We start from the raw sequence: 16,826 nt of genomic DNA on the forward strand, positions 1-16,826 counted from the left end.
GACGACGAGAAACCCCCCGCCCCTACCCGAAGCGCGGCACTACCCGAGCGCGGACTTCACCACATCGGCCAGCCGCCCGGCGACAGACCGAGCCTGCTCGATATCCGCCGCCTCGACCATCACCCGCACCAACGGCTCGGTACCGGAAGGCCTGAGCAACACCCGCCCCGTGGAACCAAGTTCCCGCTCCGCCTCGGCAACGGCAGCTGCAAGGTCGGCCGAGTCCCCGACACGGGTCCGGTCCACGTCCGGCACATTGATCAGCACCTGCGGCAGCCGCTCCATCACGGCGGCGAGGTCCCGCAGCGTACGCCCGGTCTCCGCGACCCGAGCCGCCAGCAACAGCCCGGTCAGCGTGCCGTCGCCGGTCGTGGCGTGGTCGAGGATGATGACGTGCCCGGACTGCTCGCCGCCGAGGGCGTAGCCGTGCTCCTTCATCTCCTCCAGCACATACCGGTCACCGACGGCGGTCTGCACCAGCTTCAGCCCCTCGCGCTCCAGCGCCAGCTTGAAGCCGAGGTTCGACATCACGGTCGCCACGACGGTCTCGGAACGCAGCGCGGACCGTTCCCGCATCGCCAGCGCGAGCACGGCGAGGATCTGGTCGCCGTCCACCTCCTCGCCGGTGTGGTCCACGGCGAGGCACCGGTCGGCGTCCCCGTCGTGCGCGATGCCCAGCGCGGCCCCGTGGCCGAGGACGGCGGCCTTCAGCTTGTCCAGATGCGTGGACCCGCAGCCGTCGTTGATGTTGAGCCCGTCCGGCTCGGCACCGATGGTGACGACGTCGGCCCCGGCCTGCCGGAACGCCTCCGGAGAGACGCCTGCCGCGGCGCCGTGCGCCTCGTCGAGGACGATCTTCAGCCCGTCCAGCCGGTTGGGCAGGACGCCGAGGAGGTGGGCGACGTACTCGTCGAACCCCTGGTCGTACGACCGCACCCGCCCGACTGCCGCACCCGTCGGCCGCTGCCACGGCTCACCGTGCCGGTGCTCGTCGTAGACGGACTCGATACGGTCCTCCAGGTCGTCGGCAAGCTTGTGGCCGCCGCGGGCGAAGAACTTGATGCCGTTGTCCGGCATGGCGTTGTGGCTGGCGGAGAGCATGACTCCGAGGTCGGCGCCGAGCGAGCCGGTGAGGTGCGCGACCGCGGGCGTGGGCAGCACGCCGACCCGCATCACGTCGACACCCGCACTGGCGAGGCCCGCGACGACGGCGGCCTCCAGGAACTCCCCGGACGCGCGCGGGTCCCGCCCGACCACCGCTGTCGGCCGGTGGCCCTCGAAGGTGCCCGCCTCGGCGAGTACGTGCGCTGCCGCCACGGACAGACCGAGAGCCATCTCGGCCGTCAGATCCGCGTTGGCGACACCACGCACGCCGTCCGTGCCGAAGAGTCGTCCCACTTGTCCTCCTGAGGAAACATCAGTTCCGAAAGCGGAGCCGGCGCTCGATACGCCACCGGGCCACCGGGGGCTCCCGCTACCAGGCATTCCATGCCTGGGGCATCGGATCACACAAGCCTTTGAACGTCTTGTGCCGTTATACGCCCGCGCCCGGTGATAAGACGAACGCCCCGGCGGCACTGTGGCGTGCCGCCGGGGCGTTCGGAGTACCGGAGTACGAGCAGAGGCAGCTTGCGCTTAGCGCTTGCTGTACTGCGGGGCCTTGCGGGCCTTCTTCAGACCGGCCTTCTTGCGCTCGACCGCACGGTCGTCGCGCTTGAGGAAGCCGGCCTTCTTCAGCGGGCCGCGGTTGTTGTCGACGTCGGCCTCGTTCAGGGCGCGGGCGACACCGAGACGCAGCGCACCGGCCTGGCCGGAGACACCGCCACCGGCGATGCGGGCGACGACGTCGTAGCGACCGTCGAGCTCGAGCACCTTGAAGGGCTCGTTGACTTCCTGCTGGTGCACCTTGTTCGGGAAGTAGTCCTCGAGCGTCCGCCCGTTGATCTTCCACTTGCCGGTGCCCGGAACGATCCGGACGCGGGCGATGGCGTTCTTACGACGGCCCAGGCCGGCGGCCGGCTGGGGCTCACCGAAGCGCGAGGCGAGGGACTCGGAGGTGTACTCACCCTCCACCGGAACCTCGGACTCGGTGGTGTAGCTGTCGATGTCGATGTTCTCGACGTTCTCGACGTTCTCGTCGAGCGGCTGCTCGGCAGTGGTCTCGGCCACGATTCTCCTCAGATTCTCTTCAGTCTTAGGGGGTGGCCGGACTTACTGCGCGACCTGGGTGATCTCGTACGGCTGCGGCTGCTGCGCGCCGTGCGGGTGCTGGTCACCCTTGTAGACCTTCAGCTTCGAGAGCATCTGACGGCCCAGAGTGTTCTTGGGGAGCATGCCCTTGACGGCCTTCTCGACGGCCTTCTCGGGGTTCTTGTCGAGGAGCTCGTCGTAACGGACGGAGCGCAGACCACCCGGGTAGCCGGAGTGGCGGTACGCCATCTTCTGGGTCCGCTTGTTGCCGGACAGGTGCACCTTGTCGGCGTTGATGATGATGACGAAGTCACCGGTGTCGACGTGAGGGGCGTAGATCGGCTTGTGCTTGCCCCGCAGGAGGGACGCCGCAGTGGTGGCGAGACGACCCAGGACAATGTCCTGAGCGTCGATGACGTGCCACTGGCGCGTCACATCGCCGGGCTTGGGGCTGTACGTACGCACGGTTCGTAGCCTTCGCTTCGAGTGAATGGTCCTGAACAGGTCACCGAAACGATCACGACAGCCTGGACCGCACTGCGGCGACGCATACCGCGTACGTGGGGTCGCTGGTCATCGGCCCGGTGGACCGGTGTAAGGGCCCGTCCCGTGAGAATGAGCAAGCCAATACACAACGAACATGCAGGATACCTGCGGCGCCATGGCCGGGTCAAAACGGGTGGCCGGCGGCTGGCTCCTGCTGTCCATTGACCAGCGTAAGCGCCCGCCGGAACCTGCCGCCCCCCCCGCACACCGCCCCCGCCCGGCCCTCACCCCCAACCACCAGGCCCGCCCCGGGCAACCACCGCAACCGCCCACCCCGGACGTGACCATCAACACGCCAAGACAAGACCACAGCCCCCCACCCGAGCACCGTCCGGTCCCGAAATCCCCGAGCCCCAGCCGGACACCCCCTCCCCACACCCCGGACGCCCCCGAGCCCACGTCCACCCGCGCCGGACGCTCCTTCCACCACAGGCACACCGGAGGGCTCACCCTCACCCGACCAAGCCAAACGCCCCCCACACGCACCGGCCCCCCGACCCCCGAGGCACACCCGCAGACCGCCCGAGTCGCACGCCCACTCCCCGCCCCGGACACCCCTGGCGCCCTCGGAACCCGCCACTCAGTCGGCCAGGCCGAGTTTGCTCACGCTTCTCCCCGCCGAGTCGGCTCCTGGGCGGGCGAAGCCGGAGAGCCGGGGGCGGAGCCCGCCATGGGGTCCGGGGGCGGAGCCCCTGGCGGGGTCGAAGGGGCGGAGCCCCTGGAGGACGGGACGGGTAGGGGCGGCGGGGGCGAGACAGCCCGCCCGGACCGAATGCCACGGACAGCCACAGTCACCGCCACACCACACAACGTCACCGCATCCCGAAAAGCCCGCCGCTGAACCGCCTCCAGATAAGGCCAGGTCACCCCCGGAAGCTGCGGCACGAGCGCCACCCAGAACCACACCCCCGAGCAACCGCCCCCTCCCCCAGCACCCCCGCCACCAACAGCGGCACAACGACCAGCAGATAGTGGTCGTACGAGGGCCGGGAGACGAGGAACGCCGAGAGCATCAGCCCCGCCGCAGTCTCGACAAGCCGCCGCGCCCCCTCGTCCCCACCACGCCAGCGCGCATACGCACACCCCATCCCCACCCCCGCCGCGACCACCCCGATCCCCCCGGCCCACACCTCCGGCACCCCCACCCTCGGCAGCACAGCAACCAGCGACGCCTCATACAGCCGTACGAAGCCGTCGTCCCCGCCCAGAAGGAACGGCAGAGTCCGGGTGAAGAACCCCGCAGGATCCGGCAGCAGCAACGCCGCCCCCACGGACGCGACCACCGGCACCCCGGCCATCGCCCCCAGCCCCCGCCACCGCCCCGCGAAGACGAACAGCAACCCCACCGGCGCCAGCAACGGCTTCAGCGCGATCGCCGCCCCGATCACCACCCCCGCCGCCACCCAGCGCCCCCGCGCCGCCAGCAGCAACCCCAGCGGCAGGGCGAGCGCAGCCGTAGCGGTCCAGTTCCCCAGCAGAGCAAGGTGCGCGAACGGCGCGAACCCGACCGTGAGCCCGATCAGCCCGAGCGCGGCGAACCGGCTGCGCAGCGGCACCCCGTGCAGCCGCAGCGCACAGACCCAGCCCCCCACCAGACACCCGGTCACGACCACCGGCACGAGCACACCCAGCACGCCCCGCGGAATCAGCGCCTGAGGAGCCGCCGCCAGCACCGCACTCGGCAAATAGAGAAAGTGGGGGTCGTCATACGGCGAACCCCCACCCAGCCAGACCCGCGCCGCCCGCACGACGATCGCGTTGTCCATCCCTCCGTCCGAGGTCACCCGCGCCGTACGCACCACGAGGGCCCCCAGCAAGACCCCGAGCACCGCCCACAGATGCCACGTCGCCCGTCGTACCAACCACCCGGAGATGTCGCTTTTGTGCTCGCTCACCGGCTGAACGCTAGGGGCCTGTGCGCCGCTTGGGGCGGACCGGCACGCCTTCGGTCCGTCTAAGATGCGCCCCATGAGCTACGGGCAGCAGGGGGGACCCCAGTCCCAGTGGGATCCCTGGACACCGCAATCCCAGCAGCCGTGGAACAGCGGCGCCGACGACCAGACCCCGGACTGGGCCGCACTCGCCGAGGCCTCCGAGACCCGTAACAAACGGCGTCGGCTGCTGTTCATCGGCGGCGGCGCACTGGCCACCGTCGCGATCGGCGCTGCCGTCGCCGTGGCCGTGGTGTCGGCGAACGACGGCAACTCGGCCTCGAACAAGCCGTCTTCCGAACTCCCGGCGACCGCGGACCTGCCGAACCAGTCCACCGCCCCGTCGTTCGCGCCGACGAGCGCCCCGCCGCCGCTGAATCCGAAGGACTTCATCTCCAGCAAGGCCAAGGACACCGCTCCGCTCGGCGCGCAGATCCTCTTCCCCGGCACGCAGCTGACCATGGGTGAGACGGTCTACAAGAAGGGCGCGACGGACGACACGAAGAACTGCTCCGCGGTCACCGAGGGCGGCCTCCCGAAGATCCTCACCGCCAACGGCTGTACCCGCTTCATGCGCGTCTCCTACGTCAAGGACGGCATCGCGGTGACGGTGGGCGTGGCCGTCTTCGACACCGAGGCGAAGGCCGCCAAGGTCAAGGGCCAGGTGAACACCAAGAAGGACATCGTCCGGCCGCTCTCCGGCAAGGGCATCAAGGACTTCTGCGCCTCGGCCGTCTGCTACTCGAAGTCCAACTCCTACGGCCGTTACGCCTACTTCACCATCACGGGCTTCACCAACGGCAAGGACATGACGGACAAGGACACGGCGGGCTTCCAGACCGGCGACAACCTGGAGGAGTTCACCTTCCGCCAGATCCGCCGGCGCGGCGAGGCCCAGGCTTCGGCGGCGGCGGGCGAGTAGCGGCGAGCGGCGGCCGACGTACGGTCGACCGCCGCCCACGCGCTCACCTGTGCTTCAGGCGCAGCCGGATCGGTACGACCGCCGACTCCAGCTGCGTCCGAAGCGTCATCTTCGACACACCCTCCGTCCGCTCCTCGAAGCGGATCGGGATCTCGACAGCGCTGTGTCCGGCCCGTACGGCCTTGTACTTCAGCTCGACCTGGAAGCTGTAGCCCGCGCTGTCCAGGGTGGCCAGGTCGATGTCCCGCAGGGTCGCGGCCGACCACAGGTTGAAGCCGGCCGTGATGTCCCGGATCTTCGTGCCGAGCACGGTGCGGGCGTAGCGGTTGGCGAACCGGGACAGCAGCACCCGGTGCACGCCCCAGTCCTCGTCCAGCGAACCGCCTTCGACGTACCGGCTGCCGACGACCAGGCCCACCCCGGAGGCCACCGCCGTGCCCAGCATCCGCGGCACCGCCTCCGCCGGGTGGCTGCCGTCGGCGTCCATCTGGACGACGTACGCGGCACCCTCCTCAAGCGCGGCGCTCATGCCCGCGACGTACGCCCGCCCCAGGCCGTCCTTCTCGGTGCGGTGCAGCACGCTCATCCGGCGCCGGCCGTCCCAGTTGTACTTCTCGGCGAGTTCCTCGGCGATCCGCCCGGTGCCGTCCGGGCTGGAGTCGTCGACGATCTTCAGGTGCAGCCCGTCGATCGGCAGCCCGAGCACCAGCTCGGCCATCCGCGCCACGTTCGCGGCCTCGTCGTACGTCGGCATGACCACGGTGACCGGTACGCCCGGGTGTCTGTCGTGGTTGTCACGTCCCGTCATGGCTTTCTCTTTCCCTCCCCTAGGGACCCCTACCGAGGCCCCTCCCCAACGGGCGCGGGCTTTCCCAGCGCCCGGAACCGCCAGCCCGCCGCGGTCCAGCGGTCCGCGTCGAGCACCCCCCGCCCGTCCACGATCCGCGGACGGGAAACCAGCGACCGGGCCCGCTCCGGGTCGATCTCCCGGAACTGCGGCCACTCGGTCAGATGCAGCACGAGGTCGGCGCCGCGCAGCGCCTCCTCGGCCGACAGGGCGTATCCGAGGAGCGGGAACGCCTTGCGGGCGTTGTCCATCGCCTCGGGGTCGTAGACCGTGACGTCGGCGCCGTCGAGCCGCAGCCGCGCGGCGACGTTGAGCGCCGGCGAGTCACGGATGTCGTCGGAGTCGGGCTTGAAGGCGGCACCGAGTACGGCGATACGGGCCCCCAGGACCCCTCCCCCGCACAGCTCCCGGGCCAGTTCGACAACCTTGTCGCGGCGCCGCATGTTGATCGCGTCCACCTCGCGCAGGAACGCCAGCGAGACGCCCAGTTCGTCGGCGCGGTGCGCGAAGGCGCGGATGTCCTTGGGCAGACAGCCCCCGCCGAAGCCGACGCCGGCCCGCAGGAACTTCCGGCCGATCCGGTCGTCGTAGCCGATCGCCTCGGCAAGCACGCCGACGTCGCCGCCCGCGGCCTCGCAGACCTCCGCCATCGCGTTGATGAAGGAGATCTTGGTGGCGAGGAAGGCGTTGGCGGCCGTCTTGACCAGTTCGGCGGTCGGAAAGTCGGCGGTCACGAGTGGGGTTCCGGCGGCGAGGACAGGTGCGTACACCTTCCGCAGAATCGTTTCGGCACGCTCCGAGCGCACCCCGAACACCAGCCGGTCCGGCCGTAGCGTGTCCTCGACGGCGAAGCCCTCCCGCAGGAACTCCGGGTTCCAGGCGACCTCGACGCCGGCATGCGTGTCCGCGAGCCGCCCCGCTGTCCCCACCGGCACGGTCGACTTGCCGACCAGCAGTGCGTCGGGGCCGGCGTGCGCGGCTATCGCCGCGAAGGCGGAGTCGACGTACGTCAGATCGGCGCCTTCGGAGCCGGTGCGCTGCGGCGTACCGACGCACACGAAGTGCACGTCGCCGAAGGCCGCGGCCTGCGCGTAGTCGGTCGTGAACCGCAGCCGCCCGCTCGCCGTGTGCCTGGCGATCAGTTCCGGCAGCCCGGGCTCGTGGAACGGCACCCGGCCCGCCTGCAGCGCGGCGACCTTGTCGGGGTCGACGTCGACCCCGAGGACGTCGTGGCCGAGCTCCGCCATGCAGGCGGCGTGGGTGGCACCGAGGTAGCCGGTGCCGATGACGGTGAGCCGCATGGGTACGGCCCCTTTCTTGGCGTGGAGCGTTCTGCCGTGGAGCGGCGACAGCTCAGGAGGTCTTGATCCAGATGCGGTACGTGCCCGTGCCGCTGGAGTTGCTGAAGGGCACCTCGCCGAGGAGCCGGTAGTGCGGGTTGCCCTTGACCGCGGCCGCGACGACCTCGTCGACGCGCGGGTTGGTGAGCCCGTCCAGGACGATCAGGTCGAACTCGCCCTCGCGCAGCGCCGCGCGGTAGGCGTCGTCACCGGAGTGGTACTTGCCCTTCTCGTCCGTGTACTCCAGCGCGAAGACGCCCTGCCACTGCCGGTGAGTGGTCTTGTCCCGCAGGTAGTAGACGGGCACCTCGGGCGTCGAGGCGAGGTAGTGGCCCTTGGAGTTCACATGGGAGTCGATGGTCCTGATCATCTTCGAGGAGTCGGGCCAGACGCCGAAGCGCCAGTCCGCCTGCGATATGCCCAGGCACAGCACCGCCGTCCAGAGCATGATCCCGAGCTGGGGGTAGCGGAAGTGCGCGCCCACCAGACGGGTCACGCCCACGCCTGCCATCGGCGCGGCGAACAGCAGACCGAAGCCGACGTGCTTGAACAGCGAGACCACGGTGGCCAGTTGGATCTGGTACGCGGGCGCGAGGAGGGCCGTGCCGCACAGCGTCAGGCCGAGCAGGGCTCGCCAGCGCCAGCCGGGGTTGCCCAGCCGCAGCGCGATCGGCGACTCGTTCATACGGCTGCGCCGTACGTAGGAGACGGCGCCGCCGACAGCGGTCAGGAACATCAGCCCACCCCACTCCGCCGAGCGCTGGAGCAGGAACTGGGCGCTGTCGGAGCCGTGGTCACGGTCGGTGGTGGTCTGCTGGACACCGGCGAGCAGGTCCGTGGTGTACATCCCCACGAACAGCAGACCGCCGATGCCGAGGCCGAGCAGCACCATCCGAAGGAACGATTTTGCACCCTTGTGCGGCCAGGCGGTGAGCAGTGCGAGCACACAGATCGTGGGCAGGTACAGCGCGGACGCGTACTTCACGCCGACCGCGAGCACCGCCACGGGCGCGGCGAGCAGGACGGCGATCACCGGCGCGCGGTCGGTGCGCACCACGATCCAGGTCGCCAGCGCGAGCAGGAACACGGCCAGCGCGTCGTAGGTCGCGAAGTACCCCATCACGACGGTCGACTGGAGCACCGCGAACAGCGCCGCCGCGGCCAGTGCCGCCCGCTCGTTGAACAGCCGCCGGGTGAAGGAGTACAGCAGCCCGGTGGTGCCCAGCATGAACAGCAGGCTCAGACAGCGCGCGCCCGTGAGCCCGAACTGCCCGTCGACCAGCGCGACGAGCACCGGATACAGCTGCGGCGAACCGGAGAAGTACGCGGCGTAGTTGATGGGCAGCGGGGTGCCGTTGAACAGGTGGTCGAGCTCGGCGTGGCCGGCGGCGAGGTACAGGGCCTCGTCCTGGAACGCCGTGTTGGCCATCCGGAGCGACAGCGCGGCCTGGATGAGGAGGATGCACAGCAGCACGATCCGGCTCACCCAGGCCCGCCGCCGGCTGCCCGCCATGTCCCAGCCGGCCTCCGGCGTGGCGGGGATGTGGTACCCCGGCTCGTCGTCCGGCACCTCCTGGTACTGGACCGTGCGCAGCGCGTACGTCGGCTGGTCGGCGTGGTCCTCTGGCCGGCCCACCGGCTGCTGCGGGACGCCGCCCGAGTACTGCTCCTGCTGATGGCCGTAGTACTGCTCGTCGTACCCGTACCCCTGCTGCCCCTGCTGCCCCTGCGGGACGGCCTGGCCGTCGGAGTTGAACCAGGTGAAGTCGTCCTCGGCGTACGGATCGTAGGGCTGAGGCGTGTAATGATCGTTTGGGGAGGTCATCACGGCTTCCGTACGTCGAAGCCGAAGCTGTCGTCGGCGGCCAGGCGCTTGAATTCCGTCAGCGCCAGCGGGCTCGCCTCCAGTCGCCAGTCGGCACGCTTTTTGTGGTTGAACCAGATGAAACCGAGCATGTCGTCGTCCGCCGTCACGCCCGCGAACAGGTTGCGGATGTCGGCACGCCGCCGCTCACCCGCCATCGCGGCGGTCTCCAGCAGGATCATCGGCTTCTTGGTGAAGGTGCGGACCTGGTCCCGGGTCGCCCCGAAGACGCTGTCGAAGGCGTTGTCCTCCTCGATCGTCCAGTAGCCGATGAGGCCGACCCAGTCGACGTAGGCATCGCCCGGGTAGTACGGCTTGAGCTGCACGCTCTTGACCGGGTTGACGATGTTGGGCGACCAGGCCCAGATGACGTTCGAGGCGCCGACGTCGATGAAGGTCTCGTGGATGTGCCGCCAGGCGGCCACGTAGTCCTTCGGGGTCACGTCCCTCGTGCCCCACTTCTCCCAGTGGCCGTTGAACTCATCGGCGAAGGAGATCACGACGGGCAGGTTCAGCTTGCGGACCGCGGTCGCGTACTCCTTGATGTAGGCGTCCGACTCGCCGGCCGCGATGTCGGCGATCGGCGTGTCGAAGGGCTCCCACGACATCAGTGTCATGGCGCCCTCACGCCAGGCGTTGCGCACACCCGTGGCGTCGAAGCCGTCGCCCCAGGCGGCGTAGTACTCGATGAGGTTCGGCTGCTTGCCGACCATCTTCGTGTACGTGTCGACGCCCTTCATGGAGGTCGGCGCGCCGTCCACAGCGGCGCCGAAGTACTTCCTGTCCGGCTTCAGCAGCGGTACGACGTCGTAGGGCACGTCGGTCCCGGGGCTCGCCGCCGGGTCGGCACCGGCCTTGCCCTGCTCGCTGTTCTGCGAGGAACCGCCCGACTCCTCGCCGAGCACCGAGCAGCCGCTGAGGGCGAGCACACCGCTGAGCAGCGCGGCCGCCAGGGCCGTACGCGAGCGGGTGAACAGCTGCATCAGGCCACCGCCTTCTCGCGGGGCTGGACCAGGACTCGGCCCACGACGAGGGCGTAGAAGAGGCCGGACGACAGGATCAGGGCGAAGTCCGGGGCGTCCATGGTGAACGTCCGGTAGACCGCCCCCACGACCCAGACCAGCGCGGTGCCCCCGCTCCAGACCCACATGCCGATCCAGAAGCGCCGCGTCTTGTTCTTCTTGGCGCCGGAGGAGCCGGTGGGCTGCCAGCCCATGCGGTTCTTGCGGAGGATGTCCCAGATGGCGAACACGTGGGCCCAGCCGTACATCAGGCGGGCCGCCCAGGCCTCCAGGCGGTAGGGGGCCGTGTGCCACACCGGGAAGATGATCGTGGTGTAGATGATGCTGGGCAGCACCAGGACCAGGTGCTCGACCATGAGCTTGTCCGGCATCACCATCAGCAGCACGATCGGGATGACGGGGGCGGCGAACGTGAACAGCGCCGTGTGGATATAGTAGAAGAAGCCCGACATGTAGCACAGGCGGCTGGAGAACCTGATCTTCGCCTGCCAGAACTTCCGGCTGCCGAGCAGGCTCATCGACCCCGAGCACCAGCGGTACTGCTGGTTGAAGAAGGCACCCGCGGTGTCCGGGCACACGCCCGTGGACACGGCAATCGGCACATACCGCAGATCCCAGCCCAGGCCCCGCAGGTCGAAGCCGGTGTGCACGTCCTCGGAGTGCTCGATCAGCGTCGTACCGCCGTTGGTCTCCAGCGCGGCCCGCCGGTACACCGCGCAGCTGCCGACGCAGATGGCACCGTCGCTGCCCTGCCGGGAGACCTGCACGGACCGGTAGAACAGCTCCTGCACCGCGCCTGCGCCGCGCTCGATCCAGTTCTGCGAGTCGAGCACCCGGAAGTACTGCGGCGACTGGACGATCCCGATGCGCGGGTCCGCCTCCATGTACGGCAGCAGTTCCTGGAGCAGATCGGCGCGTGGCGTGAAGTCGGCGTCCAGGATCAGGATGTACTGGCCGTCGGACTGCCCGAACCCGAAGTGCAGGTTGCCGGCCTTCTTGAACCAGCCCCGGTTCTCCCGGGTGCCGTAGCGGAACCCGAAATCCCGGGCCATGGCGGCCAGTTCGGGGCTGACACCGTCGTCCAGCACGAACGGGACGCAGACGCCGGGATACCGGTCGGCCATCTCCCGCACATGCCGCCAGGTGTTGTGCAGCACCTCGATGGGCTCACCGCACACCGGCAGGAACACGTCGACGCTCGGGTACATCTCGGGCCGCCAGTTGTGCACCAGCCGCTTGTGGTGCGCGATGTCGAAGTCCCGGGTGAAACCGTTCACCCGCAGCGACACCAGGTAGTACAGGACCGTGAAGACCAGCAGCGGCGTGTAGATCCACAGCAGCGGCGTGGAGGCGGCCAGCTTGAACTGACTCACCACCAGGCAGCAGAAGCTGATCAGCGAGCTGATCGTCAGGATCCACAGGCGCCGGCGTGCGTAGGAGTACTTCTCCTTGTCCGTCGGCGGCAGCGGCAGCAGCCCCAGCGGAGCACCGTCACCCCGCCCGGCCTTCCGCCGTCCGCCACCGTTGCCGTTCTGGCGCGTGCTGCGCCGCCCCCCGGTCCGCGCAGGACCAATTGAACTCATGAAAAACCCACCCCCGGGCCCGGATACGGCCCGTATGACCCCCACCCCTACTCGGCCTTCCCCATGTCGATTTCTCGAACAACGGCCGAGCAGCTCGAACACATAGTTGAGCGATGAAAAGATATACGAGAGGTAAGGGGGTTGTAAGGGGCATCAAGAGGACTTACGCCCGGTAAGTCCTGACATGAGCGCTATCTGACCTCAAATGTCAGGTAACTAACAGGTTTCGCATCCGGACGTCCCAGGCAGGAACCGCTTGTTCCGCGCCTCCTTGCTCCGCGCCGCCAGCAACTCGTCCGCCGGATACCCCACTTCTTCGAGGGTGAGCCCGTGCGGCCGTACGACATGCACGGCGGAGTCCCTGACACCGGCGGCAAGCACCTTGCCGGGCCAGTCGGCGGGCCGGTGCCCGTCCCCCACGAACAGCAGCGCCCCGATCAGCGACCGCACCATGTTGTGGCAGAAGGCGTCGGCACGAACGGTGGCGGTGACGATCCCGTCGTCCCCCCGCACGAGGCTCAGCTCCTGGAGCGTACGGATGGTGGTCGCCCCCTCCCGCTTCTTGCAGTAGGCGGCGAAGTCGTGCTCGCCCAGGAGCCGCCCGGCTGCCTCGTTCATGGCGTCGACGTCGAGGGGCCAGTCGTGCCAGAGGACGTGGCTGCGCAGCAGCGGGTCGACACCCCCGGGATTGTCGGTGACGCGATACGCATAGCGCCGCCAGACCGCCGAGAACCGCGCGTTGAACCCACTGGGCGCCTCCCGCAGCGCCCACACCCGCACGTCCTTGGACAGCCGCCCGGCAAGCCTCTTGAGCAGCTTCTCGTGGTGCTCCCGCCAGACCGCCTCCGGCAGATCGACATGCGCCACCTGCCCCCGAGCATGCACTCCGGCGTCGGTACGCCCCGCCACGGTCAGTTCGTACGTCGTCCCGCCCGACCGCGTGACGGTCCGCAGGGCGTCCTCGATCTCCCCCTGCACGGTCCGCCGCCCACCGGCCTGCTTGGCCCAGCCGGAGAACTCGGCCCCGTCATAGGACAGGTCGAGGCGTAGACGGACGTAGCCGGGTGCTGCTTCATCACTCACAACGAGATCCTCTCAGGAACACAGAAGCGGGCCCGCTCCTCGAAAGGACCGGGCCCGCAACGCCCTCAGGGGGCGCGGGGAACTGCGCGACAAGCCACGACGAAAGCCGCAGCCGCAACCGAACAGCCCCCGGCAGAACGCTTAGGCGTCCTTCGACTCCTCGGCCTCGCCGGCGTCGTCAGCCTTGGTCGTGTCGACCTTGGCCTCAGCAGCCTCGGTGACCTCGGCGTCCTTGGCAGCGCGCTGCGTCGCAGCCTCGGCCTCACCCGTGGCCTCCTGAGCAACCGTCAGAGCCTCGACCAGCTCGATGACAGCCATGGGCGCGTTGTCGCCACGGCGGTTACCGATCTTGGTGATACGGGTGTAGCCACCCGGACGGTTCTCGTAGCGCGGGCCGATCTCGGTGAAGAGCGTGTGCACGATGCTCTTGTCCGTGATGACCTGCAGCACCTGGCGGCGGTTGTGAAGGTCGCCCTTCTTCGCCTTGGTGACCAGACGCTCGGCGTACGGCCGCAGACGGCGGGCCTTCGCCTCGGTGGTGGTGATACGGCCGTGCTCGAAGAGCGCCTTCGCGAGGTTCGCGAGGAGCAGCTTCTCGTGCGCGGCACTGCCGCCCAGACGGGCACCCTTGGTGGGCTTCGGCATTTTGTCTCTCCTGTGTGTCTGCCCCGGCCGTGTCAGGTACCGGGGTCAGTATCCGAGCGGGCGGTTGCCCGTCGGAGATCCGGACCAGGCCCCGGAGGGGCCGGTCCGGAAGGGGCGCGGGGAACTGCGCGACAAGCCACAGCGCACCCGCACCCAAGAACCGGCAGTCGGTCCCGAGCTCTTAGTACTGCTCGGTCTCGACGAACCCGGCGTCTGCATCGTCGTCCGCGCCGAAGGCATCTGCGGCAGCGGTCGGGTCGAATCCGGGCGGGCTGTCCTTCAGGGCCAGGCCCATGCCGGCCAGCTTCGCCTTGACCTCATCGATCGACTTCGCACCGAAGTTGCGGATGTCGAGCAGGTCGGCCTCGGAACGAGCCACGAGCTCACCCACGGAGTGGATGCCCTCGCGCTTGAGGCAGTTGTACGACCGAACGGTGAGCTCCAGCTCCTCGATCGGCAGCGCCAGATCAGCGGCGAGCGCGGCGTCCGTCGGGGACGGACCCATGTCGATGCCCTCGGCGTCGATGTTCAGCTCGCGGGCGAGACCGAACAGCTCGACCAGGGTCTTACCGGCGGAGGCCATGGCGTCACGCGGACGCATCGCCTGCTTGGTCTCAACGTCGACGATCAGCTTGTCGAAGTCGGTGCGCTGCTCGACACGCGTGGCCTCGACCTTGTACGTGACCTTCAGAACCGGCGAGTAGATCGAGTCGACCGGGATACGGCCGATCTCCTGGCCCACCTGCTTGTTCTGCACGGCGGAGACGTAACCACGGCCACGCTCGACCGTGAGCTCCATCTCCAGCTTGCCCTTGCCGTTGAGCGTGGCGAGGACCAGGTCGGGGTTGTGCACCTCGACACCGGCCGGGGGCGCGATGTCGGCGGCGGTGACCAGACCCGGGCCCTGCTTGCGCAGGTACATCACGACCGGCTCGTCGTGCTCCGAGGAGACGACCAGCTGCTTGATGTTGAGGATCAGGTCGGTGACGTCCTCCTTGACGCCCGGCACGGTGGTGAACTCGTGCAGCACGCCGTCGACGCGGATGGACGTGACCGCCGCACCCGGGATCGACGACAGGAGGGTCCGGCGCAGGGAGTTGCCGAGGGTGTAACCGAAGCCCGGCTCCAGCGGCTCGATCACGAACCGGGAGCGGAACTCGTCGACGACCTCTTCGGTCAACGAGGGACGCTGAGCGATCAGCATGTGTGGATCAGATCCTTCTTTCGTGGACGCCCGCTATTTGACGTCCGACGGAAACCGCACCCGTGAAGAGTGCGGGTGCTGCAAGGGTACGGGCGATACAACCCCTTACGGAGTCGTACCGCCCGAAACCTCAAGCGAACCGTGCCTCAGACGCGGCGGCGCTTCGGCGGGCGGCAGCCGTTGTGCGGGGTCGGGGTGACGTCCTGGATGGAGCCGACCTCGAGGCCCGTGGCCTGCAGGGAGCGGATCGCGGTCTCACGACCGGAGCCCGGGCCCTTGACGAACACGTCGACCTTGCGCATGCCGTGCTCCTGGGCACGGCGGGCAGCCGACTCGGCGGCCATCTGCGCGGCGAACGGCGTGGACTTCCGGGAGCCCTTGAAGCCGACGTGGCCGGCGGAGGCCCAGGAGATCACGTTGCCGGACGGGTCCGTGATCGAAACGATGGTGTTGTTGAACGTGCTCTTGATGTGCGCGTGGCCGTGAGCGACGTTCTTCTTTTCCTTGCGGCGCACCTTCTTGACGGCGCCCTGACGTCCCTTGGGGGGCATCTGTTAACTCCTACGGGGAGGTGGTCGGTCCTACAGCGAAGACCGCTGATGAAGCGTTGTCCGCTGAGGACTACTTCTTGCCCGGCTTCTTCTTGCCGGCGATGGCGCGACGCGGGCCCTTGCGGGTGCGGGCGTTGGTGCTGGTGCGCTGACCGCGGACGGGCAGGCCACGGCGGTGGCGCAGACCCTGGTAGCAGCCGATCTCGACCTTGCGGCGGATGTCGGCCTGGACCTCGCGACGGAGGTCACCCTCGGTCTTGATGTTGTTGTCGACGTACTCGCGGATCGCGACGAGCTGCTCTTCGCTCAGGTCACGAACACGGGTGTTCGGGTCGATGCCCGTCTCCGCCAGCGTCAGCTGCGAAAGGGTCCGGCCGATGCCGAACACGTAGGTGAGGGCGACCTCCACGCGCTTTTCGCGCGGGATGTCAACACCGGAAACGCGTGCCATTCAATGGCTCCTGGTGATCTTCGGAGGTCTTCCACAGAACCGAATCCCAGCCGCCGTACCAGGTACGAACTGGGTCCCCGGCCTCCGAACCGGGGGTGTCAGGCGAAGGCTCGCCTGGGTCCTGCGTATGAACATATTCAGCTCGCGTCGCGCGAAACTCTGCGATGTCGTTGCAGAGGGAGTGGACGATCGTGCGTCAGCCCTGGCGCTGCTTGTGGCGCGGGTTCTCGCAGATGACCATGACCCGACCGTGACGGCGGATCACCCTGCACTTGTCGCAGATCTTCTTGACGCTCGGCTTGACCTTCATTGGTGAGGTTCTCCGGGTCAGTGCCATCGCCTCGGGAAGCCCGGGGCGCGGGCAAGATCTACTTGTAGCGGTAGACGATCCGGCCACGCGTCAGGTCGTACGGAGACAACTCCACCACGACCCGGTCGTCAGGGAGGATGCGGATGTAGTGCATGCGCATCTTGCCGCTGATGTGTGCCAGCACCTGGTGGCCGTTCTGGAGCTCGACCTTGAACATGGCGTTCGGCAGAGACTCGACGACAGTGCCCTCGATCTCGATGGCACCTTGCTTCTTGGCCACGCTTCGCCCTTCGGAATCGACTACCTTGATCGACCCCTGTGCTTTCCCTTACGGGTG

At 68.6% G+C, this 16,826-nt stretch carries 16 protein-coding genes and 1 pseudogene; 1 reads left to right on the forward strand and 16 read right to left on the reverse strand.

Going from position 1 to position 16,826, the window contains the following annotated elements; genetic code table 11:
* Window positions 1-39: 39 nt before the first annotated feature.
* The 4 genes and pseudogenes from glmM to OHO27_RS16320 form a co-directional block, all read right to left on the reverse strand.
* The gene (glmM, locus tag OHO27_RS16305) at window positions 40-1,398 is read right to left on the reverse strand and encodes a phosphoglucosamine mutase (protein ID WP_328424573.1); all 1,359 of its coding nucleotides are present in this window, start codon (window positions 1,396-1,398) and stop codon (window positions 40-42) included.
* 237 nt (window positions 1,399-1,635) lie between these two features.
* On the reverse strand, window positions 1,636-2,169 hold the full coding sequence (gene rpsI / locus OHO27_RS16310) for a 30S ribosomal protein S9 (RefSeq protein WP_328424575.1): 534 nt from the start codon (window positions 2,167-2,169) through the stop codon (window positions 1,636-1,638).
* A 42-nt stretch (window positions 2,170-2,211) separates the two neighbouring features.
* On the reverse strand, window positions 2,212-2,655 hold the full coding sequence (gene rplM / locus OHO27_RS16315) for a 50S ribosomal protein L13 (protein WP_328424577.1): 444 nt from the start codon (window positions 2,653-2,655) through the stop codon (window positions 2,212-2,214).
* 684 nt (window positions 2,656-3,339) lie between these two features.
* Window positions 3,340-4,706 (reverse strand): annotated as a pseudogene (locus OHO27_RS16320) (glycosyltransferase family 87 protein).
* Between OHO27_RS16320 and OHO27_RS16325 the strand changes: the two are divergent.
* Entirely contained in the window at window positions 4,705-5,589 is an 885-nt protein-coding gene (locus tag OHO27_RS16325) for a hypothetical protein (protein ID WP_328424579.1), read from the forward strand. The pseudogene OHO27_RS16320 and the gene OHO27_RS16325 overlap by 2 nt on opposite strands.
* A 43-nt stretch (window positions 5,590-5,632) precedes the next feature.
* Here OHO27_RS16325 and OHO27_RS16330 read toward each other — a convergent pair whose 3' ends face one another.
* The 12 genes from OHO27_RS16330 to infA form a co-directional block, all read right to left on the reverse strand.
* The gene (locus OHO27_RS16330; protein WP_328424581.1) at window positions 5,633-6,397 is read right to left on the reverse strand and encodes a polyprenol monophosphomannose synthase; all 765 of its coding nucleotides are present in this window, start codon (window positions 6,395-6,397) and stop codon (window positions 5,633-5,635) included.
* Window positions 6,398-6,426: 29 nt separating this feature from the next.
* Window positions 6,427-7,737, reverse strand: a complete 1,311-nt coding sequence (locus tag OHO27_RS16335; RefSeq protein ID WP_328424583.1) for a UDP-glucose dehydrogenase family protein — start codon at window positions 7,735-7,737, stop codon at window positions 6,427-6,429.
* Between the two features lie 52 nt (window positions 7,738-7,789).
* A complete protein-coding gene (locus OHO27_RS16340) occupies window positions 7,790-9,601 on the reverse strand; it encodes a glycosyltransferase family 39 protein (RefSeq protein ID WP_328424585.1) in 1,812 nt (603 codons plus the stop codon).
* Window positions 9,601-10,623: a glycoside hydrolase family 26 protein gene (locus OHO27_RS16345; RefSeq protein ID WP_328424587.1), complete on the reverse strand. Its 1,023-nt coding sequence runs from the start codon at window positions 10,621-10,623 to the stop codon at window positions 9,601-9,603. The genes OHO27_RS16340 and OHO27_RS16345 overlap by 1 nt, the downstream gene beginning before the upstream one ends.
* A complete protein-coding gene (locus OHO27_RS16350; RefSeq protein WP_328430461.1) occupies window positions 10,623-12,038 on the reverse strand; it encodes a glycosyltransferase family 2 protein in 1,416 nt (471 codons plus the stop codon). Before OHO27_RS16350 ends, OHO27_RS16345 begins: the two co-directional genes overlap by 1 nt.
* A gap of 423 nt (window positions 12,039-12,461) precedes the next feature.
* Window positions 12,462-13,328 carry a tRNA pseudouridine(38-40) synthase TruA gene (gene truA / locus OHO27_RS16355; protein WP_328424589.1) on the reverse strand — a complete coding sequence of 289 codons (867 nt, stop codon included), beginning with the start codon at window positions 13,326-13,328 and terminating at the stop codon, window positions 12,462-12,464.
* A 141-nt stretch (window positions 13,329-13,469) separates the two neighbouring features.
* Window positions 13,470-13,973, reverse strand: coding sequence for a 50S ribosomal protein L17 (rplQ, locus tag OHO27_RS16360; RefSeq protein ID WP_328424591.1), 504 nt, complete (start codon window positions 13,971-13,973; stop codon window positions 13,470-13,472).
* A 181-nt stretch (window positions 13,974-14,154) separates the two neighbouring features.
* Window positions 14,155-15,177, reverse strand: coding sequence for a DNA-directed RNA polymerase subunit alpha (locus OHO27_RS16365; RefSeq protein ID WP_053661878.1), 1,023 nt, complete (start codon window positions 15,175-15,177; stop codon window positions 14,155-14,157).
* Between the two features lie 146 nt (window positions 15,178-15,323).
* Window positions 15,324-15,728 (reverse strand): 30S ribosomal protein S11, encoded by a 405-nt coding sequence (rpsK, locus tag OHO27_RS16370; protein WP_017949643.1) that lies wholly within the window; start codon window positions 15,726-15,728, stop codon window positions 15,324-15,326.
* A gap of 70 nt (window positions 15,729-15,798) precedes the next feature.
* Complete coding sequence (gene rpsM, locus OHO27_RS16375; RefSeq protein ID WP_053753917.1) at window positions 15,799-16,179, reverse strand: 30S ribosomal protein S13; 381 nt, start codon at window positions 16,177-16,179, stop codon at window positions 15,799-15,801.
* Between the two features lie 196 nt (window positions 16,180-16,375).
* Window positions 16,376-16,489, reverse strand: a complete 114-nt coding sequence (gene rpmJ / locus OHO27_RS16380) for a 50S ribosomal protein L36 (RefSeq protein ID WP_003998809.1) — start codon at window positions 16,487-16,489, stop codon at window positions 16,376-16,378.
* Between the two features lie 58 nt (window positions 16,490-16,547).
* Window positions 16,548-16,769, reverse strand: a complete 222-nt coding sequence (infA, locus tag OHO27_RS16385; protein WP_003948620.1) for a translation initiation factor IF-1 — start codon at window positions 16,767-16,769, stop codon at window positions 16,548-16,550.
* Window positions 16,770-16,826 lie beyond the last annotated feature (57 nt).

The organism is Streptomyces sp. NBC_00443, assembly GCF_036014175.1.
Lineage (GTDB): Bacteria > Actinomycetota > Actinomycetes > Streptomycetales > Streptomycetaceae > Streptomyces.